The sequence below is a fragment of the Candidatus Nanopelagicales bacterium genome, assembly GCA_037045355.1.
Classification (GTDB): Bacteria; Actinomycetota; Actinomycetes; order S36-B12.
Genome location: JBAOHO010000029.1, coordinates 106,443 through 129,701 on the forward strand (window position 1 = coordinate 106,443; position 23,259 = coordinate 129,701).

24 protein-coding genes and 1 pseudogene are annotated in these 23,259 nt (G+C 66.0%); 3 read left to right on the forward strand and 22 right to left on the reverse strand.

The features are described from left to right. Positions 1-27: 27 nt before the first annotated feature. From ftsY to V9E98_15710, 15 genes and pseudogenes are all read right to left on the reverse strand, one after another. Complete coding sequence (gene ftsY / locus V9E98_15640; protein MEI2718396.1) at positions 28-1,194, reverse strand: signal recognition particle-docking protein FtsY; 1,167 nt, start codon at positions 1,192-1,194, stop codon at positions 28-30. Between the two features lie 186 nt (positions 1,195-1,380). Continuing rightward, a complete protein-coding gene (locus tag V9E98_15645) occupies positions 1,381-2,820 on the reverse strand; it encodes a cytochrome P450 (GenBank protein MEI2718397.1) in 1,440 nt (479 codons plus the stop codon). 69 nt (positions 2,821-2,889) lie between these two features. Next, positions 2,890-6,411, reverse strand: coding sequence for a chromosome segregation protein SMC (smc, locus tag V9E98_15650; protein MEI2718398.1), 3,522 nt, complete (start codon positions 6,409-6,411; stop codon positions 2,890-2,892). A gap of 73 nt (positions 6,412-6,484) precedes the next feature. Beyond that, complete coding sequence (locus V9E98_15655) at positions 6,485-6,661, reverse strand: hypothetical protein (protein MEI2718399.1); 177 nt, start codon at positions 6,659-6,661, stop codon at positions 6,485-6,487. Between the two features lie 267 nt (positions 6,662-6,928). Next, on the reverse strand, positions 6,929-7,801 hold the full coding sequence (gene mutM, locus V9E98_15660; protein ID MEI2718400.1) for a bifunctional DNA-formamidopyrimidine glycosylase/DNA-(apurinic or apyrimidinic site) lyase: 873 nt from the start codon (positions 7,799-7,801) through the stop codon (positions 6,929-6,931). A gap of 2 nt (positions 7,802-7,803) precedes the next feature. Then, the gene (gene rnc, locus V9E98_15665; protein ID MEI2718401.1) at positions 7,804-8,511 is read right to left on the reverse strand and encodes a ribonuclease III; all 708 of its coding nucleotides are present in this window, start codon (positions 8,509-8,511) and stop codon (positions 7,804-7,806) included. A gap of 2 nt (positions 8,512-8,513) precedes the next feature. Further along, positions 8,514-8,687 carry a 50S ribosomal protein L32 gene (rpmF, locus tag V9E98_15670; GenBank protein MEI2718402.1) on the reverse strand — a complete coding sequence of 58 codons (174 nt, stop codon included), beginning with the start codon at positions 8,685-8,687 and terminating at the stop codon, positions 8,514-8,516. 1 nt (position 8,688) lies between these two features. Further along, positions 8,689-9,234, reverse strand: a complete 546-nt coding sequence (locus V9E98_15675) for a YceD family protein (protein MEI2718403.1) — start codon at positions 9,232-9,234, stop codon at positions 8,689-8,691. Continuing rightward, a complete protein-coding gene (locus V9E98_15680) occupies positions 9,231-9,731 on the reverse strand; it encodes a hypothetical protein (protein ID MEI2718404.1) in 501 nt (166 codons plus the stop codon). Before V9E98_15680 ends, V9E98_15675 begins: the two co-directional genes overlap by 4 nt. 23 nt (positions 9,732-9,754) lie before the next feature. Then, positions 9,755-10,234, reverse strand: a complete 480-nt coding sequence (coaD, locus tag V9E98_15685; protein ID MEI2718405.1) for a pantetheine-phosphate adenylyltransferase — start codon at positions 10,232-10,234, stop codon at positions 9,755-9,757. A gap of 3 nt (positions 10,235-10,237) precedes the next feature. Further along, the gene (gene rsmD, locus V9E98_15690; protein MEI2718406.1) at positions 10,238-10,822 is read right to left on the reverse strand and encodes a 16S rRNA (guanine(966)-N(2))-methyltransferase RsmD; all 585 of its coding nucleotides are present in this window, start codon (positions 10,820-10,822) and stop codon (positions 10,238-10,240) included. Beyond that, positions 10,819-11,628 (reverse strand): helicase-related protein, encoded by an 810-nt coding sequence (locus V9E98_15695; protein ID MEI2718407.1) that lies wholly within the window; start codon positions 11,626-11,628, stop codon positions 10,819-10,821. Before V9E98_15695 ends, rsmD begins: the two co-directional genes overlap by 4 nt. A 19-nt stretch (positions 11,629-11,647) precedes the next feature. Then, on the reverse strand, positions 11,648-13,021 hold the full coding sequence (locus V9E98_15700) for a DEAD/DEAH box helicase (protein ID MEI2718408.1): 1,374 nt from the start codon (positions 13,019-13,021) through the stop codon (positions 11,648-11,650). Positions 13,022-13,071: 50 nt separating this feature from the next. Further along, positions 13,072-13,329, reverse strand: a pseudogene (locus V9E98_15705) (hypothetical protein). A 515-nt stretch (positions 13,330-13,844) separates the two neighbouring features. After that, positions 13,845-14,711 (reverse strand): DAK2 domain-containing protein, encoded by an 867-nt coding sequence (locus tag V9E98_15710; GenBank protein ID MEI2718409.1) that lies wholly within the window; start codon positions 14,709-14,711, stop codon positions 13,845-13,847. Positions 14,712-14,885: 174 nt separating this feature from the next. Here V9E98_15710 and rpmB point away from each other — a divergent pair, with 174 nt between their 5' ends. Then, the gene (gene rpmB, locus V9E98_15715) at positions 14,886-15,074 is read left to right on the forward strand and encodes a 50S ribosomal protein L28 (protein ID MEI2718410.1); all 189 of its coding nucleotides are present in this window, start codon (positions 14,886-14,888) and stop codon (positions 15,072-15,074) included. A gap of 3 nt (positions 15,075-15,077) precedes the next feature. Then, on the forward strand, positions 15,078-15,587 hold the full coding sequence (locus V9E98_15720) for a DinB family protein (protein MEI2718411.1): 510 nt from the start codon (positions 15,078-15,080) through the stop codon (positions 15,585-15,587). A gap of 217 nt (positions 15,588-15,804) precedes the next feature. On the opposite strand, the gene V9E98_15725 is transcribed toward V9E98_15720, so the two are convergent. The 5 genes from V9E98_15725 to V9E98_15745 form a co-directional block, all read right to left on the reverse strand. After that, positions 15,805-16,755 carry a thiamine-phosphate kinase gene (locus V9E98_15725; protein MEI2718412.1) on the reverse strand — a complete coding sequence of 317 codons (951 nt, stop codon included), beginning with the start codon at positions 16,753-16,755 and terminating at the stop codon, positions 15,805-15,807. Between the two features lie 120 nt (positions 16,756-16,875). Continuing rightward, positions 16,876-17,964, reverse strand: coding sequence for a D-alanine--D-alanine ligase family protein (locus V9E98_15730; GenBank protein MEI2718413.1), 1,089 nt, complete (start codon positions 17,962-17,964; stop codon positions 16,876-16,878). Positions 17,965-18,063: 99 nt separating this feature from the next. Next, the gene (locus V9E98_15735) at positions 18,064-18,657 is read right to left on the reverse strand and encodes a histidine phosphatase family protein (protein MEI2718414.1); all 594 of its coding nucleotides are present in this window, start codon (positions 18,655-18,657) and stop codon (positions 18,064-18,066) included. Beyond that, positions 18,657-19,667, reverse strand: a complete 1,011-nt coding sequence (locus tag V9E98_15740) for an NAD(P)H-dependent glycerol-3-phosphate dehydrogenase (protein MEI2718415.1) — start codon at positions 19,665-19,667, stop codon at positions 18,657-18,659. The genes V9E98_15735 and V9E98_15740 overlap by 1 nt, the downstream gene beginning before the upstream one ends. A 26-nt stretch (positions 19,668-19,693) precedes the next feature. Further along, positions 19,694-21,100 carry a lysophospholipid acyltransferase family protein gene (locus tag V9E98_15745; GenBank protein ID MEI2718416.1) on the reverse strand — a complete coding sequence of 469 codons (1,407 nt, stop codon included), beginning with the start codon at positions 21,098-21,100 and terminating at the stop codon, positions 19,694-19,696. 75 nt (positions 21,101-21,175) lie between these two features. Here V9E98_15745 and cofC point away from each other — a divergent pair, with 75 nt between their 5' ends. Further along, positions 21,176-21,850, forward strand: coding sequence for a 2-phospho-L-lactate guanylyltransferase (cofC, locus tag V9E98_15750; protein ID MEI2718417.1), 675 nt, complete (start codon positions 21,176-21,178; stop codon positions 21,848-21,850). Between the two features lie 8 nt (positions 21,851-21,858). On the opposite strand, the gene V9E98_15755 is transcribed toward cofC, so the two are convergent. Then, a complete protein-coding gene (locus tag V9E98_15755; GenBank protein MEI2718418.1) occupies positions 21,859-22,392 on the reverse strand; it encodes an HU family DNA-binding protein in 534 nt (177 codons plus the stop codon). A gap of 246 nt (positions 22,393-22,638) precedes the next feature. Continuing rightward, positions 22,639-23,235 (reverse strand): 3-isopropylmalate dehydratase small subunit, encoded by a 597-nt coding sequence (leuD, locus tag V9E98_15760; GenBank protein MEI2718419.1) that lies wholly within the window; start codon positions 23,233-23,235, stop codon positions 22,639-22,641. Positions 23,236-23,259 lie beyond the last annotated feature (24 nt).

The following is a 23,259-nucleotide window of genomic DNA, read 5'->3' on the forward strand; positions in this document are numbered from 1 at the left end:
CCGGTCCCGCCGCCTCTGATCTGACGATCAGGCCTCGATCAGGGCGTCGACGAACGTGGTGGGATCGAATGGCGCCAGGTCGTCCGGGCCTTCACCCAGACCGACCAACTTCACGGGTACGCCCAACTCGCGCTGGACCGAGATGACGATGCCGCCTTTGGCGGTGCCGTCGAGTTTGGTCAAGACGATGCCGGTGATGGCCACGACCTCTGAGAAGACTCGCGCCTGCGTCATCCCGTTCTGACCGGTGGTGGCGTCGAGCACCAGCAGCACTTCGCTGACCGGAACCTGCTTCTCGACGACACGCTTGACCTTCCCCAGTTCGTCCATGAGGCCGGTCTTGGTGTGCAGTCGACCGGCGGTGTCGACAACCACCACGTCCGCTTCGGTCTCGATTCCCGCCGAAACTGCGTCGTAGGCCACGGAAGCGGGGTCACTGCCCTCGGGGCCGTGAATCACCGGTACTCCTACTCGTTCGCCCCAGGTCTGCAACTGCTGGGTCGCCGCAGCGCGGAAGGTGTCGGCCGCACCGAGAACCACATCTTGGTCCTCGGCGACCAAGAGTCGGGCAAGTTTGCCGGTTGTGGTGGTCTTTCCGGTGCCGTTCACACCCACGACCAGGACCACCGAGGGGTCGGCGCCGATTCGAACGGTATTGAGCGATCGATCCAGTCCTGGGTCGACTGAGACGAGCAACTCCTCACGCAGCATCTGCCGCACGTGTTCGGGATCCTCAGTGCCCTCCACCTTGACCCGGGTCTTGAGTCGCTCGACGAGATCTGTTGCTCCGGCGATGCCGACGTCTGCGACAAGGAGTGTGTCCTCGATCTCTTCCCAGGTGGCGTCGTCGAGTTTGCCGGACGACAGCAGTGCCAACAATCCCTTGCCCAGCGCGGTGTTCGAGCGCGCCAAGCGAGCCCGCAGCCGAGCCATACGTCCCAGCGCGGGCGCTGGCTGTTCCACCGTGGGAGTCGGTGGTTCCAGCACTGCCGTGCCGACAGCACCGTCCAGCGAGATGTCCTCGATGTCGCGCAATGGTGTGTCGCGCGGCTCCGAGGCGTCGTCGTTGACGCCAGGGAGAATCTCCGGCTTCTCGGGTGCGGGGGGCAACTCCGCCCGTCTCCGGGAACGCACGGCGATGAAGCCGACTCCGAGGACGACCAGCAAGACGACGAGAGCGATGACGATTTCCACTCCCAGAGTCTAAGTTGTCGTAGCCCGACCAACGTCCGGCCTCGTCCACCCGAGGCCTCTGAGCCGAATGCCACTATCGCGCCACCTGCGTCGCGTGGACAGAACCGGTTGGCCGGTTCGCGTGATTCTGGGCGGGCGGTCGCCGAACCCCCGTTAGCGTCGGCGCTGCCGATGACCGGCGCCGACTCAGCGGGGGCGGAGCACCGCGGGCATCCCGTCGCGAGGACGCAGCGTCACGGCCGCCAACGGACGCACCTGCTCCGGTGCCAGGACCCGGATGTCCCATTGACGGATCAGGCCGGCCAGCGCCAAAACGGCCTCCACCCAGGCGAACTGCTCACCGATGCAGCGACGGGTCCCGAAGCCGAACGGGAACCAGGTGCCCCGAGGAACATCCGGCGTGCGCTCATCGAACGATCCGGTCGGCGATATCCAGCGCTGCGGTCGGAAAGCCCAAGGATCGGGCCAGAATCGAGGGTCGCGATGCATGGCGTACTGGGAGGCCAGAATCGACGTTCCCGGCGGCACATCGTACCCCGCGAGGTTGATGGGCGCCGTGACGTACCTGCCGACCACCCACGCGGGGGGATGCAGACGCATTCCCTCGGCGATGACCGCGTAGGTGCGCGGCAACTGGGGCAAGGCGTCGAATCCTTCGGGGTCGACGTTGTCGACTTCCTCGCGCAGCCACTGCAGGGCCGAGGGGTTCATGGTCAGATCCCGCAGCGCCCAGGACAAAGCCATGGCCGTGGTCTCGTGGCCGGCGAGCACCATGGTCATGGTTTCGTCGCGGATCTCCTGGTCACTGAGCGACTCCCCTGTCTCCTCGTCCACTGTCTGCAACAGCAGGGACAACACGTCGGCGCCCGGGTGACCGGCAGCAACTTCAGCGCGCTTGCGAGCGATCAGTGCCGCGATCACCGTGTCGAGGCGATCCACGGCCGTGATCATGCGTGTGCGAGCTGGTGTCGCCACACGCATGGCGACCAGGGCGCCCGGTCGCATCATGCGTGTGAAGCCCGCCAGGACAACATCGAGCGACCGGCCGATGTCACCCGCGTTACCGGTGAGGTCGTCACCGAACAGCGTGCTGCCGACCACGTCCAGCGTCAGACCGGACATCTGCTGGACCACGTCGATGCGCACGGGCGAGCCGCCCGACATACGCCGCCACCGATGTGACACACGATTTGTGGCGGCGACCATACCGTCGGCGTATCCGCGGATCCGTTGGCGATGGAACACTGGTTGCACGAGGCGGCGGTTGCGCAGGTGCACGGCTCCCTCCGAGGTGAGCAATCCGTCGCCGAGCAGTGGCCGGGTGAACTGCAGCCCGCGTCCCTTCGCCAGCGACTTCGCCTCTCCCACGAAGCCCTGCCAGATGACATCGGGATCGGACAACAGATACAGGTGGGCGCCGCCGAGTTTCACGTGTCCGATGGGATGGTGCGTAGAACTGATCTCGGTGAACAACTGATAGGGAGCGACCCGACGCGTCAACAGACGAGCCATGCTGCGGGCGGACGAAGGCCCAGGGGGGCGCTGCACCCCGGCCGGCTGCGGCACCTCGAGAAGCTCGAGGGCCTCACGGGTTGCGGCGAGTCGGTCCTCGAAGGTGGTGGTCATGGGCCCAGTGTGACCCGACCGGGCAGGCGTGACGAGACGGAAGCCGACGTCTGACCGGATCCGTACAGATCAGACCCCCGCTGGCTCCCGGATCCGTTGCGAGATCACGTTGGTGACGCCGTCGCCACGCATCGACACCCCGTAGAGCGCGTCCGCGGCCTCCATCGTGCGCTTCTGATGCGTGATGACGATCAACTGGGAATCGGCGCGCAACTCTTCGATGACTTCCAGGAGTCGGCCGAGGTTGGTGTCGTCGAGCGCTGCCTCGACTTCGTCGAGGACGTAGAAGGGGCTGGGCCGGGCCTTGAACAGCGCGACGAGGAACGCCACCGCCGTCAGGGATCGTTCGCCGCCGGAGAGCAACGACAGCCTCTTGACCTTTTTGCCCGGGGGACGAGCCTCGACCTCGACTCCGGTGCAGAGCATGTCGGCCGGATCAGTCAGGATCAGTCGACCTTCGCCCCCGGGGAACAGGCGTGCGAAGACGCGCTCGAACTGGGCGGCAGTGTCGGCGAAGGCCTCGGCGAAGACCTGCTCCATGCGCTCGTCGACCTCGCTGATCACCGAGGTGAGGTCATCCCGAGCACCGCGCAGATCGTCGAGTTGGGTCGACAGGAACTGGTGCCGTTCCTCTAGGGCGGCGAACTCCTCGAGAGCCAACGGGTTGACCCGCCCGAGCAGACTCATGGCGCGTTCCGCTGATTTCAGGCGACGTTCCTGTTCACCGCGCTCGAAGGCGTATGACTCGGGTGCAGGACCGCCGTCCTCCTCGTCACCAGGCGCTCGGGGGCTGGGCGGAACCATCACGTGCGGCCCATACTCCGTCACCAGGCTGTCGGCCTCGATGCCGAACTCCTCCAAGGCACGGTCCTGCATCTGTTGGATGCGCAGTCGCTGTTCGGTGCGGACCATCTCGTCACGGTGCACCGAGTCGGTGAGAGTGTCCAGCACAGCCGCAACCTCCTTGATCCGGCCACGGAGGACACCGAGTTCCCGGTCGCACTGGTCCCGGCGGGTCTGCAGGTCGCCGCGAAGCGCATCGGCGACCACGACCAGTTGATCGGCGCGCACTCCGGACGCGGCAGCCGCACCTTGAACTGCCAGGGCGATCTCCCGTTGGCGCCGTCTTTGGCGAACCAAGCGCTCCCGTTCCTTGGCCGCATATCGTTCCCGGTGTGCCGCAGCCAGGAGTTCCTGGGCCCGGCGCTCGAGAGCGGCTGCCCGCTCCTCGCCAGTTCGCAACGCGAGTCGGACCTCCATCTCGCGACTCCGGGCTTCGTGCACAGCAGTGGTGAGTTCCTCGCGACGGTCGGGGGATGCGGTGTCCGGCGCAGTCGGGCTCGCTGCCTGCGCGAGTTCGCGATCCGCTGCGACGAGTGCGACCTGGTCCTGGGACAGACGCTCGAGCACCGAGGTGAGTTCGGCCTCGAAGCGGTGCGCCTCGTTGCGGGCCGCGCGCAGTCTGGAGCCGAGCGCACCCAACTGATCGGCGACGGCTGCCATGGCGGCGTCTGATTCGTGCAGTTCGGACAGCGCGTGCGCCAACCGCTCCTCATCCTCCTGAAGTTCGCGGCGCGCCTGGTCGACAGTGAAACGGAGCCTATCGCTGTCCGCTGCGGCCTCCTGCAGCTCCTGCTCGGTGGCCTCGATCTGCGCAGCGAGTTCCAGCGCACTTGACTCGGTGTCGTCCCAGATGAGCAGTGAGGCGGGACCGACGACATGCCCGTCCGCGGTCACCGCCAGGCGAGCACCATCGGCCACCAGGCGTGCGGCATCGGAAACGTCACGTGCACGCACAACTCCCGCCAAGGCGGAGCGCAGCGCCCGGACAACGTCGTCGCGCCCGGAGATCACGCTCGCCAGTTCGCTGTCGGGGCCGGGCGCTGCCGGGCCGTCGGCTGTCACGATGAAGCGAGGGACCGAGGGGAAGCGCTCGAGCACATCCAGGGCGGACTCGTGCGACCCGACGACAACTCCGTCGGCCAGTTCGCCGAGAGCGGCGGAAACGGCAGCCTCCCAACCCGGTGCCACATGGATCAGATCTCGCAACAGACCCGACACCGCCGGATCGGTACTGATGCCGTCGGGGACACCCGAACGGCTGCGGACAGCCGAGCGGAGCGCGTCGAGCCGCGCGGTCAAAGCGGCCTTCCGCGAAGTGGTGGACGCCTCTTGTGTGAGGACCGCGTCGAGTGAAGCCGAGGACCGTGAGACGGCCGCGTTGCAGGATTCGTACCGTGAGTCCAGGTCGACCTCGCCGTTGTCCATTCCGGACACCTGCTGTTCGAGGGCAGCGAACTCCGTGGCTGCTGCTTCGGCTCGACCGCGGGCCTCGGCCAGGCCGTGCTCGAGCCGGTCGCGTTCGCTCTGGCGTGCTTCGATGCGGCTGCGGGCAGCGGCGGCCTTGCCCTGCAGCCGAGCCAGCCGCTCACGCTGCTCAGCGGCCGACCGTTGCTCAGCCTCGATACGACGTTCCTCGGCAGCGAGTTCGGATTCTGATGCGGCCCGTGCGGCGGAGACCTCGGCGAGGTCCTGGGACCGTTGCCGGTTGTCTGCCATGAGTGTCGCGTGCTCGGCCTGCCGCTCGTGAGCCTCCGCCTCGAGGGCCTGGGGATCGGGACCGGTCGCGGTGACGACCTCGGTGTCGATGAGGTTGGTGGCGCGCTCCCGGGCGACGGACCCGATGGCTCGGAATCGTTCGGAGAGGCCGGACAACCGGAACCAGACGTCCTGATGCCGGCCAAGAGTCGGGGCCAGCCGCTCGACATCCGCCTGGAGGTGAGCCTCGCGAGCTTGATCGGCCAGGAGTTGCGCCTCGGCCTCAGCACGCTGCTCGCGGAGCGCGGTCTCGTCGGCTTGCTCTTTGGCCAGTGCTTCGGTGAGGGCACTGAGGTCATCGGCGAGCAGACGCAGCCGGGCGTCACGCACATCGGCCTGAATCACCGCCGCCCGGCGGGCCACCTCCGCCTGGCGGCCGAGTGGCTTCAGCTGCCGCCGCAGTTCCGCGGTGAGATCCGTCAGGCGGCTCATCTTCTCGGTGAGGCCTTCGAGTTTGCGCAGTGCTTTCTCTTTGCGCTTGCGGTGTTTGAGCACGCCGGCAGCCTCTTCGATGAACCCGCGCCGGTCATCTGCCGTGGCGTGCAGGATCGAGTCCAACTGGCCCTGGCCGACGATCACGTGCATCTCGCGACCGATGCCGGAGTCGGAGAGCAACTCCTGGACGTCCAGCAAGCGGCACGGTGTGCCGTTGATGGCGTACTCGGACCCTCCCGAGCGGAACATGATGCGTGAGATGGTGACCTCGGTGAAGTCGATGGGGAGGGCGCCATCCGTGTTGTCGATGGTCAGCGTGACCTCGGCGCGACCCAGTGGCGCCCGATTGGACGTTCCGGCGAAGATGACGTCCTCCATCTTGCCGCCACGCAGGCTCTTGGCGCCCTGCTCCCCCATCACCCACGACAGGGCATCGACAACGTTGGACTTACCCGATCCGTTCGGTCCGACGACGCAGGTGACGCCCGGCTCGAAGTTGAGCGTGGTAGGCGAGGCGAAGGATTTGAAGCCCTTGAGAGTGAGGCTCTTCAGGTGCACGCGAACTCCTTGCGACGGGTCGTTGCAGGCTAACCCGCCCGACGTTGCACCCGGCGCAACGGCACGCACCCATTCAGTGCGCGACCGGCTCCAGCAACTCCGCCTCCAACGCGGACAACGACAGGGAACGCTCCAACTGCAGTTCCTCGACTTGCGCTTCCAGTTCGGCGACCCGACGGCGCAGGCGTGCGATCTCGATCGCGGCCCGGTGGTCAGGTGACGCCATGTGCCCGTACAGAGCCTTGGCCATCTCAACCCCTTAGTGGCCCCAAGGGCCTTTCCCCATGCCGACCCCGCACGGGGCCGAGTCCTGCACTGCCACACCTCGCCTCGGGTCCCTCCGGGTACCCGGGTACGGCGGCGTCGCAGCACCCTCAGTGTGGCAGCAACTCGCCTGCCGCGGAAGCCGCCGGCGCAGATGCTCAGTCAACCCGGAGCCGTCCTCATTGCGCAGGCGAACTCCGGCGACTCCGGAGCTGGATGCCGCCGCCCCACCGGTGAGCCCCTCGCCGGGGACTCACCGGTGAATTCCAGCGGTGGAGACGCGGGGACGGCGCTGACATTTCGGGCACCGATGAGACGAGCGATTGGCGAACTGTTCCCGAACGATGGGACGTCCACATCGCGCGCACGGCTCCGACTCCCTGCCGTAGACCGACAGGCTCCGGTCGAACCAACCGGAATCGCCGTTGACCGCCACGTAGAGAGGGTCGAAGGACGTCCCCCCGGCGGCGATGGCAGCCCGCATGATGTCAGTGACCACTTCGAGTAGTTCGGCGACACGGGAACTGCTGAGGCGATTCGCGGGATGTTCGGGGTGCAACTGGCACCGCCACAGCGCTTCGTCGGCGTAGATGTTCCCGACGCCGGAGACGAATGTCTGAGCCAGCAGCACCCGCTTGATCCCGGAACGAGAGCGGCGGATGTGTCGGGACACCTCCCCCGCGTCGAACAGCGGGTCGAAAGGGTCGCGGGCGATGTGGGCGGCCGCCGTCGGCACATCGCCGGCACGTTCGTCGGCGAGGACCCACCCGAAGGTGCGCTGATCGCGGAACACCAGCGCCGATCCATCGTCCATGGGCCACCACACCCGCCGATGTGGATCCGGCTCGACGAGGTCACTGTTGTCGACGACTCGGAATTGACCGCTCATACCCAGGTGGGCGACCAGAACGTCATCGCTGTCCGCCAGTTCGAGCCACAGGTACTTACCACGCCGCTGCGCCGCGATGGGCGAGACGTGCGACATCCGGCCGAGGAACTCGTCGACCCCACCTGCCTGGCGACGCACGGCACGCTCATGGGCAACCTGGACCCCGCCGAGGTGGCGTCCGACCACCCGGCGCTGCAGGCCGACGCGGACAGTCTCGACTTCGGGCAGTTCCGGCATCGTCAGCGCCGGTTCTCGCTGATCTCCGCAAAGGTCGTGCGAGCTGCCTGCTGTTCGGCGTCCTTCTTGGTGGGACCGCGGCCATGTCCATGCAGCCCATCAGTGAGTTTCACCTGCGCCGTGAACACCTTGTCATGATCAGGACCGGTCTCGGCCACCACGTACTGCGGGGCCCCGAGACCGAGTTCCGAGGTGAGTTCCTGCAGACTCGTCTTCCAATCGAGTTCCGCGTCCAGCCCCTCGGCGGCCGTCAGCCGGGAGTCCATGAGGCGATGGATGACCTCGGTGGCAGCCGTGAGACCCGCGGTCAGGTAGACGGCCCCCAAGACGGCTTCGAGGCTGTCGGCCAATATCGAGGTTTTGTTCCGCCCACCGGTCGCATCCTCGCCCTTGCCCAAGAGGAGGTAGGCACCCAGATCGATCTCACGAGCCACGCTCGCCAGCGCCTTGGCGCTGACCACGGCCGCCCGCATCTTGGCGAGCCGGCCTTCCGGAAGATCAGGATTGCGGGTGAAGAGGGCGTCGGTGATGACAACTCCGAGAACTGCGTCGCCCAGGAACTCCAGTCTCTCGTTGGGGCGCAGGCCACCGTGCTCGTACGCATAAGACCTGTGCGTCAGCGACTCCACCAGCAAGTCGTCCGGCAGGGTGATGCCCAGGCGGGCGCACAGTTCGTCGGGCGGTCGCGCTGACCCGTCCGCTGCAGTCAAGATCAGACGTCGAGGACGGTGCGCTTGTTGTAGGTGCCGCACGTTGCGCAAGCCGTGTGGGGGCGCTTGGCGGATCCACACCGGTCGCACGTCGTGAGCGTCAACGGGGCCGCCTTCCACTGCGAACGGCGGGCGCGGGTGTTGGCGCGCGACATCTTCCGTTTCGGGACAGCCACGTCAGTCTCCTTCGCTCAGTTTGGTGCGCAGGTCGGCCAGTGCCGCAAGGCGTGGATCGCTGCGTTCGTGCCCGTGACCCGGGTCGTCCGCCATTCGGAATCCACACTCTGGGCACAGTCCTAGGCAGTCTGGGGCACAGACAGGGCTCAAGGGTAGTGCCAGAAGGGTCGCATCGCGAAATGCCGGCCGCAGATCGAGCATCGGACCATCCATGGGTTCGATGTCGTCGTCGGACTCCTCGTTCTGCTCGACCTCGGCGCCGGGGTAGACGAAGAAGGGTCGGAAAGTGATTTCCAGGGGGTTGTCGATGTCCGTCAGGCATCGCACACACGTGCCGTGCAGCCGCAGTGAGGCGGAGCCGGTGACCAGGATCCCGTCCAGAACGGACTCGAGGAACAACTCCACAGCGACAGGTTCTTCGGCCACGTGCACGACGTCGTTGGCGAGTTCACTGTCGGGATCTACCTGCACCGTCAGTCGTAGCGAGGCGCCGGGCTGACGAGGCAGGCGCCGGGAATCGATGACGAGAGGCGGTTCCTCGGTCATGCCACCGGCGTTTCGGCGGGCTCCTCCGGGCCGGCTCCGGCCAGTTTCTGGCGGCCGTTCGCGACGGCGTCCAGCGTGCGCTGGAGAGTGCCTTCGAACGAGGCGAGTTTGGCGTCGACGTAGGCGTCGACCTCCGCACGCTTGTGATCGGCCTGCGACTGCGCCTCGAACACGATGCGTTCGGCCTCGATCCGCGCCGCCTGGGTGACTTCATGTTCCGACACCAACTGAGCCGCGTATTCGCGACCGTCGGCCGCGACCTGCTCCGCGGTCTCCTGGGCCTCGGCGATGACAGCGTCCCGCTCGGCGATGATCCCCTGGGCCTGGCGAACCTCGTCGGGCAGCACGCTGCGGGCATGTTCGACGAGTTGGGCCGCCTGGTCACGGTCGATGATCGCCCCACCCCCGAGCGCGCGCGGTTTGGCAGCGGCGATCACCTCAGCGAGGGCGTCCAAGGTCTGGCTGATGTCCACGAGTTCCTCCCCAGGAGCTGTCATCGTCTCACTGCTGCAGTGGCCGATCAGGTGCGGCGCACACGGTCTTCCAGTTTCACCCGAACCGACTCGGGGACCAAACCGGTCACGTCGCCGCCGTAGGTCGCGACGTCCTTGACCAGACTGGACGAGAGATACCCGTAGATGGGGTTGGTGGACACGAAGAGCGTCTCGACCCCGGACAGCCGGTGGTTCATCTGCGCCATCTGCAACTCGTAATCGAAGTCCGACACGGCCCGCAGACCCTTGACGATGGCCGAGATGCCCTTGTCGCGGCAGTAGTCCACCAGCAGGCCGTGGAACGCGTCGACACTGACGTTCGGGAACGGAGCCAACGACTCGGAGAGCATCTCCATGCGTTCTTCGACTGTGAACACGCTGGACTTGGTCTTGTTGATGAGCACGGCCACCGTGACATGCTCGAACAAAGCCGCGGCACGTTCGAATACATCCAGATGACCGTTGGTCACCGGGTCGAACGAACCCGGGCAGACGGCGGTGGCCATGGGTCAATCCTTATCGCTACCGGACGGCGTCGTGTGCCTGCGACCGTACCAAATCATGGTGTCGCCATACTCGCGATCGCCATCACCGCTTAGTCCGGCGGGCCAGCTGAGCGCATAGCGCCTGCCGGTCTCGATCACGACAACGGCATCGGACGCCAGCCAGCCCCCTGCGACGAGTTCGGTCAGGACATTCGGGATCTCCGCCGCGACGGCGTCGTACGGGGGGTCGGCGAACACGATGTCGAACGTTGCTTCCTGGGTTCGCCCGAGGACCGTAAGCACTGACGATGCGATAACTCTTGACCGGTCAGCCGCCCCCAAGGAGGCCACATTGCGCCGGATGCTCGCCGCCGCGCCCCGATCCCGGTCCACGAAGGTGGCGTGGGCGGCCCCGCGGCTCAGCGCCTCGAGCCCGAGAGCTCCGGAGCCTGCGTAGAGATCGAGTACCGTCCGGTCCTCCCAGCTCACCAGCAGATGGTCGAGTCGGCTGAACACGGCCTCACGCACTCGATCGGACGTCGGTCTCACTCCGGTGCGGGGCACGGTCAGCGGTCGACCACGCCAGTGACCAGCCACGATGCGCGTCATGTCTTGTCCAGGTACTCCGCGGCGGTCTGCTCCCGCAGTGACGCTGTCCAGGCCGCCAGAGCGGGATGGTTCTCCAACTGGGGATCCGAGGTCACAAGATCGACGGCAGCCTGCCGCGCTGACGCAATGACCTCTTCGTCGCGGAGGACCGACAGCAACCGCAGCGACGAACGCCTTCCCGACTGCGAGGAACCCAGAACGTCGCCTTCGCGCCGTAACTGGAGGTCCAACTGGGCCAGCACGAAACCATCCAGCGTGGCGGAGACCTGTCTCAGGCGCTCGTAGCCCGGCTCCCCCACCGGCAGCCGGGTGACCAAGAGGCACAGCGCCGATTGACCGGAGCGACCAACCCTGCCCCGCAACTGGTGCAGTTGGGACACACCGAATCGTTCCGCATCCATGATGACCATCATGGATGCGTCCGGCACGTCGACACCGACCTCGATCACGGTGGTGCTGACCAGCACATCCAATCCGCTGGGGTCCTCGGGCCCGGCCGCGAACGCGCGCATGACCTGACTCTTCTCGTCGGTGCTCAGCCGACCATGCATGACTCCGACACGGACCTCCGACAGGGGCCCAGCGGCGAGTTCCGCCGCCAAGGTCTCAACCGCGTAGGGAGGCACCTCACTGACGTCGCCGTCGCTGCCGTCGTCGACGTCAGCCCCCTCGTCGCCGTCCCACTCCTCACTGTCGTCTGAAATCCGGGTACAGACGACAAACACCGGGTGACCGGCGCCGACCTCTTCGGCGACGCGTTCCCAGGCTCGGTCGAGGTGCGTGGGCTGGGACGTCTCACTGACCACGTGTGTGTTGATCTGCGGGTCACCCGGTGGGGCGTTCGGTCAACATGACCACGTCGAGATCACCGAAGACAGTCATCGCGACAGTGCGGGGAATGGGGGTGGCGGTCATCACCAGCAGGTGGGGGCGTTGGCCGGGAATCCGCTCGAGCAGGGCCGAGCGTTGCTCCACCCCGAAACGATGCTGCTCATCGACCACGATCAGTCCCAGGTCCCGATACTGCACCTGATCCTGGAGCAGGGCGTGGGTACCGACGACTATGCCCGCCTCACCTGAGGCGATGTCGAGCAGTGTGCGGCGCCGAGCAGCCGCAGGAGTGGATCCGGTGAGCAGCGTCACCCGGGTCGCATGCTCGGCGCCTCCGAGTAATCCGCCTTCGGCCAGCGGCCCCAGCAGTCGGACGATGTTGGCGTGATGTTGGTGCGCCAAGACCTCGGTGGGGGCGAGCAGCACGGCCTGCCCGCCGGCGTCCACGACCTGCAGCATCGCGCGCAAGGCGACCAGGGTCTTGCCGGTTCCGACGTCGCCCTGGAGAAGCAAGTGCATCGGCTGCGATCCGGCCAAGGCCTTGCTGATCTGCTGCCCCACCCGCTGCTGCCCGGACGTCAGCGTCAGCTCCATTGCCCCGTCGAACTCGGCCAGGAGCGCATCGCCGACCGGGGGGCGGGCAGCGGTGTGAAGTTCCGAGGTGCGCTGTCGGCGCTGCGCCAACAGCAGTTGCAGACCCAGTGCCTCGTCGAAGACGAGGCGGCGACGGGCGCGATCCAGGGACCCCTGATCCGATGGCAGGTGCAGTTCGCGAAGGGCAGTATCGAGATCAACCAGGTTCGATCGCCGCAACACGTCCCCCGGGACGGGGTCGGGGATGGGGTCCACCTGGGGCAGGACGGCCTCGACTGCCCGCGCGATCACCGGGCTGGCCAGTTTGCTCACCGCGGGGTAGATCGGGATCAGCCGATCGGCGAATCCCACAGCAGCCTGGTCGGCGGCTGCGTCATCGACGGTGCGCGCCAATACCTCGAACTCCGGATGGATCAGTTGCGGTTTGCCCTTGAACGTGCCCACCTGACCGGAGAAGAGCCCCAGCTGCCCGACCGGGAGTTTCCCCTCCAGATAGCGCTGGTTGAAGAAGGTCAGGAGCAAGTCGCCGGTTCCGTCTGTCACCACCAACTCCGTGCGGTGTCCACGCCGCCCCGTGCGCCGGTCCGGATAAGTGCTCGTGCGCACCGACTTGATCCGAGCCATGACCGTGACGAAGTCGTCAGGCCGCAGCGTGCTGAGATCGGTGAGTTCCCCGCGCCGGAAGTACCTGCGGGGATAGTGGTCCAGCAGGTCCGCGACCGTCTGAATATCGAGTGCTTGGTCGAGCGCCTTGACGGTCTTGGCTCCCAGCAGTCCCCGAAGGGAGTCGTCTCAGAGCCGCCATGAGTCCCAGGGTGGCATGCTCACTCGACGCCGAAGATGAGCGGCCACACCGGCTGACCACCGTCGTAGACGGTCACTTCGACTCCCGGGTGATCTTCGCCCATCCGCCGGACCACGGCGTCCACCACGGAGTCCTCGGCATCCTCACCGCGGACGATGGTCACCAGTTCGGCACCGGCGGACAGCATCAACTCGAGTGTCAGCAGGGCAACACGGGTGAAGTCGGCACCGATCTGCAGGATGTCGCCGTCGACCATCCCCAGGATGTCCCCTGGCCGACAGCGCCCGGCGCGTGGTCATCACTTCGCGGGACGACACTGTGACACCGCCGTATCGGGTCGCACCCGATGCCCGGGACATGGCCACGACATCGTCATCGAACGCCAGTCCCGGGTCGTGCACGGCGATGGCGGCGAGTGACTGGGTGATGGAACGGGTGGGAACGACCGCCACCCGTAATCCCTGTTCCCGCGCCGAGACCGCGGCGGCCTCGGCCGCGGCCCGGATGTCCTTGTCGCTGGGCAGGACGATGACTTCACCCGCGTCTTGCCCCAGGACGGCTGCCAGGACCTCACCCGTCGCCGGTGCCAGTTGAGGTTTGGCGACGACCAGCCCCGATCATCGAGTTCCGCAAGCAGATCGCCGCGATCCCAGCCACCATGCGCGACGGCCACGTACCGCGGCGCCCCTCCCGCACCCGGTGAGCGTGGGAATCCGGGGTGGACCAGGTAGGTGATCCGGATGCGGTAGGGCCGGCCGTGTGTCCATGCCCGCCTCGACCGCGGCACCGGCGTCATCGACGTGCACGTGCACGTTCCACAGGCCATCGCCACCCGACGACGACCAGGGAGTCGCCCATGGCTTGGAGCGTCACCTTGAGGGCGGGCACGCGGTCATCGTCGGCCTCCAGCAAATACATGACCTCATAAGCGGGCCCGACGTAGTCACCCCCCGACTTGCTGCCACCCGGAGGGCTGCTGGGCCTGCTGCTGATGACCGGAGGGGGCCGGCGCCGGCCGGTGATCACCTCGACCAGAGCGGACAGGATGACAACGAAACCCCGGCCACCGGAGTCGACCACGCCGGCCAGACGCAGCGGTTCAAGCTGCTCGGTCGTCTGGTCGAGGGCGATGTCGGCAGCATCCGCGGCGATGGTGACCATCTGGGCCAGGTTGCCGTGAGGTGGAGCCGCGGCTGCCGCCTCGGCGGCGCGTCTCACGACGGTCAGGATGGTCCCCTCCTTCGGGGATCCGACCGCCGAGTAAGCCAGTTCACTGGCGCGCAGCAGGCCCGCCCGGAACACGTCGGCCGCCGGTCGGGCCCCCTCGTCATCGACCGGTGGAACCATGACCATGCCGCGCATGATCTGGCTCAGGATTACTCCCGAGTTTCCGCGCGCCCCGAGCATGGCGCCCTTCGTCAGGGCCGTGGACATCACGAGCATCCGCTCGGTCTCGGGGGTCGCTTCGGCCAGTGCGGCATCGGCCTCGATCATGGCTGTCTCGGCGGCCTCGATGGTGAGGTACATGTTGGTGCCCGTGTCTCCGTCGGGAACGGGGAACACATTGAGGGCGTCGATCTCCGCTCGGGCCTCACCCAGCGCCACCACGGCCGTGCGTACCCAGGAGCGGAGTACGTCGGAGTCGACGATCTCGAACATGCGCTCAACCTAGTCCTGCATCGCGTCGATTTCGCGGTGTCAATCGAGTCCGGTATGGTTTAGGACGGTTTGCATCTCGCCTGAGAGTGCGGCTTTTCAACAGTGTGGCCCGGAGTTGGCCAACCGAACTGATCCGGAGCCAACCGGCATCCGATGGTGACAGGAGTGTGTGACATGGCTGCCAAATGCGACGTGTGTGGCAAGGGCCCCGGCTTCGGCCACAGCATTTCCCACTCGCACCGCCGCACCAAGCGTCGGTGGAACCCCAATGTTCAGCCGGTGCGCACCATCGTGGACGGTACGCCCACCAAACTCACCGTGTGCACCTCCTGCCTCAAGGCGGGCAAGGTCACCCGAGCCTGACCGGTGACCGACCGCTCGGTTTCGCTCCTGCGGGACGCGTTCGCTCGCGTTTACGAATCAGTCCCTGAAGTGCTCTCGGACCTGGATGAGGAACAGCTTGCCTGGAGCCCAGGGCCCCACGCCAACCCCATTTCGTGGCTGATCTGGCATCTGGCACGGGTCCAGGACGACCACCTCGCCGGCATCGCAGGCCATGACCAGGTGTGGCTCGCGGACGGCTGGTGCGAACGCTTTGCCCTCCCTCTCGACCCGCACGACATCGGATATGGTCAGACCGCCGACGAAGTGCGTCAGGTAGTGGCGTCGGCCGGCGACCTGCAGGGCTACTACTCCGCTGTCCACACTCGTACCAACGAGATCCTCGACACCCTTACTGACGCTGACTTCGACCGCATCGTCGACGAACGGTGGGATCCACCCGTCACCGCCGCCATCCGCCTCGTGAGTGTGGTCAACGACGTCACCCAGCATGTCGGGCAGGCGGCCTACGTGCGGGGATTACTTCCTTCCTGAGGAGTTCCTTCCGGAGGAGTTCCTTCCGGAGGAGTTCCTTCCGGACGAGATCCTTCCGGACGAGATCCTTCCGCAGGAGCCCCCTTCTGAGAAAGGGCCCCTGCGGGAATGCCTCCGTCTCGACGGCTGAGTCGCGGGGCGTCGGTGGTCCCTCGTCAACGGAATCCCTCGTCAACGGAATCCCCGTCAACGGAATCCACGTCAACGGAATCCCTCGTCAACGGAAGTGGTCGTAACCGCCACCCTGTCCGCTCCACATCCGCCCGTCGACCGCAACGCCCGGTCCGTTGGTCCCGGGGACCACGGCCCGACCGATCGCTGTGAACATCTGCGGGAGAGCTGTCCCAGCGGGAAATGCCGCGACAAGGCTGTGGTCGTCGCCGCCGGCAAGGACCCAAGTGAGCGGATCGACGTTGAACGCCGACGAGGTCTCCTGTAGCTGATCGGCGACCGGGATCAGTTCGGACTCGAGGTCGACGACCACGCCTGATGCCCGGGCCAGGTGAGCGATATCTGCCATCAGCCCGTCGCTGACGTCGATCATGGCGGTTGCTCCCGCTGCCGCCGCGGCCGGTCCGCTGTCGTAAGGAGGATGTGGTCGGCCATAGGCCTGCACCAACGATCGGGGTGAACGAAATCCGCGAGAGAGCACGGTCAACCCCGCTGCCGCCCATCCCTGGCGGCCCGCGATGGCGACGACGTCGCCGACCTCCGCGCCGTCTCTGCGAACCACCTGCTCCGCGCTGCCCATGGCAGTGACGGAAACAACGATTGAATCCCCTCGGGTCAAGTCGCCACCCACGACACCGGCCCCGACCTGCTCGGCTTCGTCGTTGATACCCAGCAGAAGTTCGGTCACCCAGTCGACGGTCGTGTCCGGCGGCACCGTCACAGCCACCAGCAGGGCAGCCGGCGTTCCGCCCATGGCCGCGACATCGGCCATGGCGGCAGCCGCGGCGCGATGCCCGACGTCATCGGCCGAAACCCAGTCGTGCCGGAAATGGCGGTCCTCGACGACAGCGTCCACGCCGATCACGACTGGCGCCGCGACATCCACGACGGCAGCGTCGTCACCAATGCCCACGCGAGCACCGACGGGCGTCGGGATGGCGGCCCTGAGCCTGTCCAGAAGTCCGAACTCCCCGATGTCGGCGACGGTGTCGGCCACGATTCCTCCCACGGTTCCCCCACTGGAGCCACTGATTACGCCACTCACGGTAGTTCAGGGACCGGCCGCCATCGTTCGCGCCCCGCACGCCGCCGATCGCCCGAGCTCCGATCCCAGCGATCAGCCTCGGCGGTGCAAGGCTTCGTCCAGAAGCGTCGCGATCAGGTCCTGATAGGTGACACCGGACGCCTGCCACATCCTCGGATACATCGAGATCGAGGTGAACCCGGGCATGGTGTTGATCTCGTTGACCATTACCTCACCTGCTGAGTCGACGAAGAAGTCGACGCGAGCCAGACCTCGACAGTCGAGCGCCTGGAACGCCCGCACCGCGACCTCGCGTATTCGATCAGCGAGGTCGACGGGGATCTCCGCGGGCACGATCAAGTCCACCGAGTCATCCAGATACTTGGCCTCGAAGTCGTAGAACTCGTGTCCTGAACGGACCTTGATCTCGGCGCAGACGCTCGCGCGGGGATTGTCACCGCTCCCTTGAAGCACGCCACATTCGATCTCGCGCGCAGACTGCACACCCGCCTCGACGATCAGGTGCTGATCGTGCTCGGCAGCACTGTCCACCGCGGCGTGCAGAGCGTCCATGTCGGCAACCTTGCTCACCCCCATGCTGGATCCCGCGCGAGCCGGTTTCACGAACAGCGGCCAGCCGAGTCCACGCACGACATCCACGTGCGGCCCCGGCCACTGTCCGCGCGTGAAACTGTGCCACGACCCGGCCGGAATGCCTGCAGCCTGGAGCAGCCGTTTGGTGGTCGCCTTGTGCATGCAAGCCGCCGAGGCCAACACTCCTGAGCCCACGTACGGCAGGCTTGCCACGTCGAAGAGTCCCTGCACGGTTCCGTCCTCACCGTGAGGACCGTGTAGTACCGGGAATACGACGTCGATCGGGAACCAAGGTCGGGCTCCGGTTTGTCGCTCGACCCAGAGTCCGTGTCGGTCAGGATCCAAGCTCAACGTGACCGGGTCGCCCGTCGGGTCGACCGTGGGCAGAATGCCATTGCGGATGACGAGTTCCCCTGGATCAGGATCTTGGAGGAGCCAGGACCCCGATGGGGTGATCCCGACACAGATCGGGTCGAACCTTGCGCGGTCCATCGCCGCCAGAACGCTGCCGGCGCTGACGCAGGATATGGAGTGTTCGCTGCTGCGCCCGCCGTACAGGACTAAGACCCGGGTGCGTGCGTCGCTCACGTTGGCAGGCTATCGGCCGCGGTGGCCATTGCCGGTTAAGTGTCCCCGCGCGTCAGGGGTCCCCTCGTCAGGGGTCCCCTCGCGTCAGGGCTCCGCGCGTCAGAGGCTCCGAGCGTTCCAGTGACTGATCACATGCTGTTCGTGTTCGAAGCCCAGAGCGCTGAGTCCACCAGCGTCCAGCGCGAACAGCCGACCGTCCACGGCGGGCAGGTCCAGCCAGGTGGCAGTCAGAATTCGCAGCAGATGCCCATGCGCCACGAGCGCCACGTCCTGATCGCTCGCAATGACGGTCAGGGCTCGGTCCAAGACCCTGCGCGCCCGCTGTGCCACCTGTTCAGGTTGTTCACCGGGGGTATCCCCGGGAGGTATTGGGTCGCGCCAGATCGTCCACTGGGGGTCACCCAACTCAGCACGAATGTCGGCGGTGCGCCGACCTTCGTATGCGCCGTAGTCCCACTCCAGAAGGTCGGGATCAGTCTCACCGGTCAATCCCGCCAATCGAGCGGTCTCCTGCGCTCGCCCCAATGGGCTGATCAGCACCAGTCCGAACGATCGGCCCGCCAGGTGAGGAGACAGTCTGGCGGCATCGGAGCGGCCCTTCTCAGTGAGCGGTAGGTCGGTCCTCCCAGTGTGCTGCCCGCTACGACTCCACTCTGTCTCGCCGTGACGGACCAGTACGATCAGGCCGGGCATCAGGCGCCTTGCCCCTGCTCCTCCCGCACCGGGCGGGACATCAACGCGGCCAGCATCTCTTTCGGAGCCATCCCGTCGCGGACGACACTCACGACCTGCTCGGTGATCGGCATCTCAACGTCGGCGTCTTGACCCATCTCCAGGATGGGCACGGCGCTCTTGACGCCCTCGCAGGTCTGTTTGGTGACTTCGATCGTCTCGGCCACGGAAAGACCTTTGCCGAGGTTCTCTCCGAACGTGCGGTTGCGTGACAGCGACGAACTACAGGTGGCGATCAGGTCGCCGATGCCCGCCAGTCCCAGGAATGTCATCGGGTTGGCGCTCAAGGCAACCCCTAGTCGCGACATTTCGGCGAGCCCGCGTGTGATGAGAGCAGCCTGGCTGTTCTCTCCGAAGCCCTGGCCGACCGCCATGCCGTTGGCGAGGGCGATGACGTTCTTGACAGCGCCACCAATCTCGACCCCGACGACATCGGTCGTGAAATAGGGGCGGAAGTAGTCGGTGCTCGACGCCAGCTGCAACTGCTGTGCGCGCCGTTCGTCGACACATGCGACCGTGGTCGCGGCAGGTTGCCGCTGCACGATCTCACGCGCCAGGTTCGGCCCGGACACGACAGCCACGCGATCGAGGGGCGCATCCGCGACTTCCGCCAACAGCTGCGACATCCGCAACTTCGTGCCCTGCTCGATTCCCTTCATCAATGTGACGAGCAGAGCATCGGCCGGAACGTATGGCTTCCATGCGGTCAGGTTCTCCCGGACTGTCTGGGAGGGGATGGCGAGCACGACGATGTCGACACCGTCGAGTACCTCCTGCGGATCGAGCGAGCACCAGATCGTCGGCGGCAAATCGAGGCCTGGGTGATACACCTCATTGCGATGGTTGTCGTTGATGTCTGCGACGACTTCAGCCTCGCGGGCCCACATGCCCACTTCGCCTCCGGCGTCGGCCATGATCATCCCGTAGGCCGTCCCCATGGATCCGCTGCCCATGACCGCGATGCGCGCCATCGATCCTCCTCGTCTCGTCGTGTCAGTCAGCGGGCTGTCCGCTTGGCAGTGCGCTTCGCCACGCTCCTTGTGGCGGTCCTCTTCTTCGCGGGCGCCTTCTTCGCGGCTGTCTTCTTCGCGGCTGTCTTCTTAGCGGGCGTCTTCTTGACGGCTGTGCGCTTGGCAGCGGTCCTCTTGGCGCCAGCCTTCTTGGCAGGTGCCGTCTTCTTCACGGTCGCCCTCTGGGCCGGCGTCTTCTGGGCGGTCGTCTTCTTGGCTGCCGGAGCCTTCTTGGCCGGAGCCTTCCGAACAGAGGCCTTCTTCACTGGGGCCCGCTTCACGGCTGCCTTCTTCGCAGTCGTCTTCTTGGCAGTCGACTTCTTGGCAGTCGACTTCTTGGCAGTCGTCTTCTTGGCGGTCGTCTTCTTGGCGGTCGTCTTCTTGGCGGTCGTCTTCTTGGCGGTCGTCTTCTTGGCGGTCGGAGCCTTCTTGGCCGGAGCCTTCCGAACAGAGGCCTTCTTCGCGGGGGCCTTCTTCACGGGAGCCTTCTTCACGGGGGCCTTCTTGGCAGCGGGCTTCGGCGTAGACGCCCGCTTCGCCGCGGCCTTCTTCGCAGGCGCCTTCTTTGCGGGCGCCTTCTTGGCCGCGGTCTTGCGGGCCGGGGACTTACGCGCTGCTGCCATGAGGTCTGCCTCTTTCCGTGTCAGCGGCAAAGGATGCCGCACTGGTTCCCGCCGTCCCGACCTGGCATTCCACCGATCATCGGGGGGCGACTCATTGCGTAGTGTTGCAAGAAGTTCGGTGATTGCGTCGACTATTCGACTGGTCGCCTCAGTGAGCACTTCGGCGGTGATCTCCCGATGCATGAGATCGGACAAGTCCACTGGCGGTCCGGCCGCCACCTTGATGAGCTTGGGCGGAAAGAGATTCAGTTCCTTGGTGTAAGGGCGCATCACGTGCTGAACCCCCCAATGAGCCAAGGGGATGACCGGCTTGTCGCTGAGCAAGGCGATGCGCGCCGCCCCGGTCTTCCCAGTCATCGGCCACAAGTCCGGATCACGGGTCAGCGTTCCTTCGGGATAGACCACCACGGCCTCACCCGCGTTGACAGCAGCCACCGCCGCCCGCACGGCCTCGCCCGCATTGTCCGTCTCGCGATAGACCGGAATCTGCCCGGCGCCGCTGATGATGCGACCAGCCACCGGCAACTCGAACACTGAGTCTTTGCTCAGGAAACGAGGCGCTCGATCGTTGTCGTTCATGAAGTGGGCGATGACCAGGGGATCGATCCAGGACATGTGGTTGGCGGCAATCACGACACCTTGGCCCGGCCTACCCAGATTGTGTTCGCCGCTCCAATTCCGGCGAGTGGCGGACATCATCGTCGGCCACAACAGCACCGCGGCAAGGCGATACCACGGACCCAGTGACTGGTCGGCCGGGAACGGACGCACGTCGAACCTCCGGCACACATCCTTGCCGCGTAGCATGCCGGTGTCGCGGCGACGCGGCACCGACGAGGGATCCTCATGACGGACACATCCTGGCGCTGGCATCTGGTGGTTCCCCTGAAACCACTGACGGAGGCCAAGACGCGGCTCACGGCCCAGCCGAGCATCCGCCGGAATCTGGTGCGGGCTTTCGCCCGAGACGTCGTCGCAGCTTGCGTTGCCGGTGCGCCCAATCACGACATCGCCGTGGTGGGTGACGCATCCTGGGCGGAGGAAGTCCCGCCTTCTGTGCGCCTTTGTCCGGATGAAGGTCCCGATTTGAACGGCGCATTGCGCAAGGTGGTCGCCGCACTTCCCAGCACTGACCCGGTGGCGATCATCCTGGGTGACTTGCCGTGCGTCACAGCTGATGACATCCGCCGGTTGCTCCGCGTCGCCGGTGAGCTGCTCGCAACCCACTCGTCGGTTGTTGTCCCCGACGCCGCAGGGACAGGGACCGCCGTACTCGTCTCGCGAGCCGGTGAGATGTCACCGTCGTTTGGGCCGCATTCCCGTAGATCCCACCGAACCGCGGGGAGCGTGGAACTCGATTCAGTTGCATGGAGTCGGGTCCGTTGCGACGTCGATGACGTGGCGGACCTCAGCCGAGCCCGCAGCCTGGGTCTTGGCCCGAACACCTCCAGGGCGCTCGAAGACTCCGGGCTACTGACACGCGAAGAGGGACCCATCGTCATGATGGATCCCTCTTCTTGAGCCAGGAACTACCGCTTGGCGGTTGTCTTCTTGGCGGTCGTCTTCTTCGCGGTCGTCTTCTTGGCGGTCGTCTTCTTCGCGGTCGTCTTCTTGGCTGCCGGGGCCTTCTTCGCGGTCGTCTTCTTGGCCGCCGGAGCCTTCTTCGCTGCCGGAGCCTTCTTGGCCGGCGCCTTCTTGGCCGCCGGAGCCTTCTTCGCTGCCGGAGCCTTCTTGGCCGGAGCCTTCTTCGCGGTGGCCTTCTTCGCGGTTGTCTTGGTTGCCTTGCGCGCGCCGGCCACCATCGCCTTGAAGTCGGAGGCAGGCGTGAACTTGACGATCTTGGTGGCCTTCAGCTTGATCGCCTCACCGGTACGCGGATTGCGTGCGGTCCGGGCACCACGATCGGACACCTTCCAGATCCCAAGTCCGGAGATGTTCAGCCGGTGATCGTCCAGCACGGCCTTCTTGATCTCATCGACCACGGCATCCAGAGTCTCGGCGGCCTCCTTGCGGCTTTGTTCAAGCCGCTCGGCAATGTTGTCAATCAACTCAGCCCTGTTCACTGGGAATCCCTTTCGTTGTGGGCATGTCGAGCGGTTCGCGGTAACACGATCCGTTCGTGGGACACGTTAGCCCCATGAGGGCGCCGGAACCGGGAACGCCCCGCCGCACTTGTCCGCGGGGGTACCCCGGCCTCGATGAAACCAAACCCTCGTCAGTTCGCCATTTCCTGAGGCCACCTATCCGACGCACACACCAACAACCGATGCCGGGCGCGTAACGGTCCCCGGTCAGGCGAAGAGTCCGGGTCAACTCCGGGTGCGGGTCGTGGGGAGGAAGCCCGGTCGCCTCTCCTCGAAGACGTCGATATCCGCCTCGTGCTCCAACGTGATCGCAATGTCGTCCAGTCCGTTGAGCAAGCGCCACTTCACGGCAGGGTCGACATCGAACCGTGCTTCGAGGTCTCCGACACGGAGCAGTTGATTCTCCAGATCGACCGTGATCGGTGTCTCAGGGCGCGCTTCGACCAATTCCCACAACCGCTCCACCGTGGACTGATCGACCAGGGCCGGCAGCAAGCCATTCTTGCCCGCGTTGCTGCGGAAGATGTCAGCGAAACGTGACGAGATCACCACCTTGAAGCCGTAGTCCTGCAAGGCCCACACCGCGTGTTCCCGCGACGAACCGGTGCCGAAATCCGGTCCCGCGATGAGCACCGAAACGTCCGCATGATGTGGCTGGTTCAGCACGAAATCGTCATCCCGGCGCCACGCGGCGAACAATCCGTCTTCGAACCCGGTCCGCGTGATGCGCTTCAGGTACTCGGCCGGAATTATCTGATCGGTGTCGACGTTGCTGCGACGAAGTGGAGCGGCTGTGCCCTCGTGCACTGTGAACTGTTCCATGTCTTTCCTCTCAGTGGGTGGGAG

Bases quoted from the DNA above. Each gene is read 5' to 3' on its own strand.
- V9E98_15645 (MEI2718397.1), bottom strand. From the start codon at position 2,820: ATGACCACCACCTTCGAGGACCGACTCGCCGCAACCCGTGAGGCCCTC.
- V9E98_15655 (MEI2718399.1), bottom strand. From the start codon at position 6,661: ATGGCCAAGGCTCTGTACGGGCACATGGCGTCACCTGACCACCGGGCC.
- mutM (MEI2718400.1), bottom strand. From the start codon at position 7,801: ATGCCGGAACTGCCCGAAGTCGAGACTGTCCGCGTCGGCCTGCAGCGC.
- V9E98_15675 (MEI2718403.1), bottom strand. From the start codon at position 9,234: ATGACCGAGGAACCGCCTCTCGTCATCGATTCCCGGCGCCTGCCTCGT.
- V9E98_15680 (MEI2718404.1), bottom strand. From the start codon at position 9,731: ATGACAGCTCCTGGGGAGGAACTCGTGGACATCAGCCAGACCTTGGAC.
- coaD (MEI2718405.1), bottom strand. From the start codon at position 10,234: ATGGCCACCGCCGTCTGCCCGGGTTCGTTCGACCCGGTGACCAACGGT.
- rsmD (MEI2718406.1), bottom strand. From the start codon at position 10,822: ATGACGCGCATCGTGGCTGGTCACTGGCGTGGTCGACCGCTGACCGTG.
- V9E98_15710 (MEI2718409.1), bottom strand. From the start codon at position 14,711: ATGTTCGAGATCGTCGACTCCGACGTACTCCGCTCCTGGGTACGCACG.
- rpmB (MEI2718410.1), top strand. From the start codon at position 14,886: ATGGCTGCCAAATGCGACGTGTGTGGCAAGGGCCCCGGCTTCGGCCAC.
- V9E98_15735 (MEI2718414.1), bottom strand. From the start codon at position 18,657: ATGCCCGGCCTGATCGTACTGGTCCGTCACGGCGAGACAGAGTGGAGT.
- V9E98_15740 (MEI2718415.1), bottom strand. From the start codon at position 19,667: ATGGCGCGCATCGCGGTCATGGGCAGCGGATCCATGGGGACGGCCTAC.
- cofC (MEI2718417.1), top strand. From the start codon at position 21,176: ATGACGGACACATCCTGGCGCTGGCATCTGGTGGTTCCCCTGAAACCA.
- leuD (MEI2718419.1), bottom strand. From the start codon at position 23,235: ATGGAACAGTTCACAGTGCACGAGGGCACAGCCGCTCCACTTCGTCGC.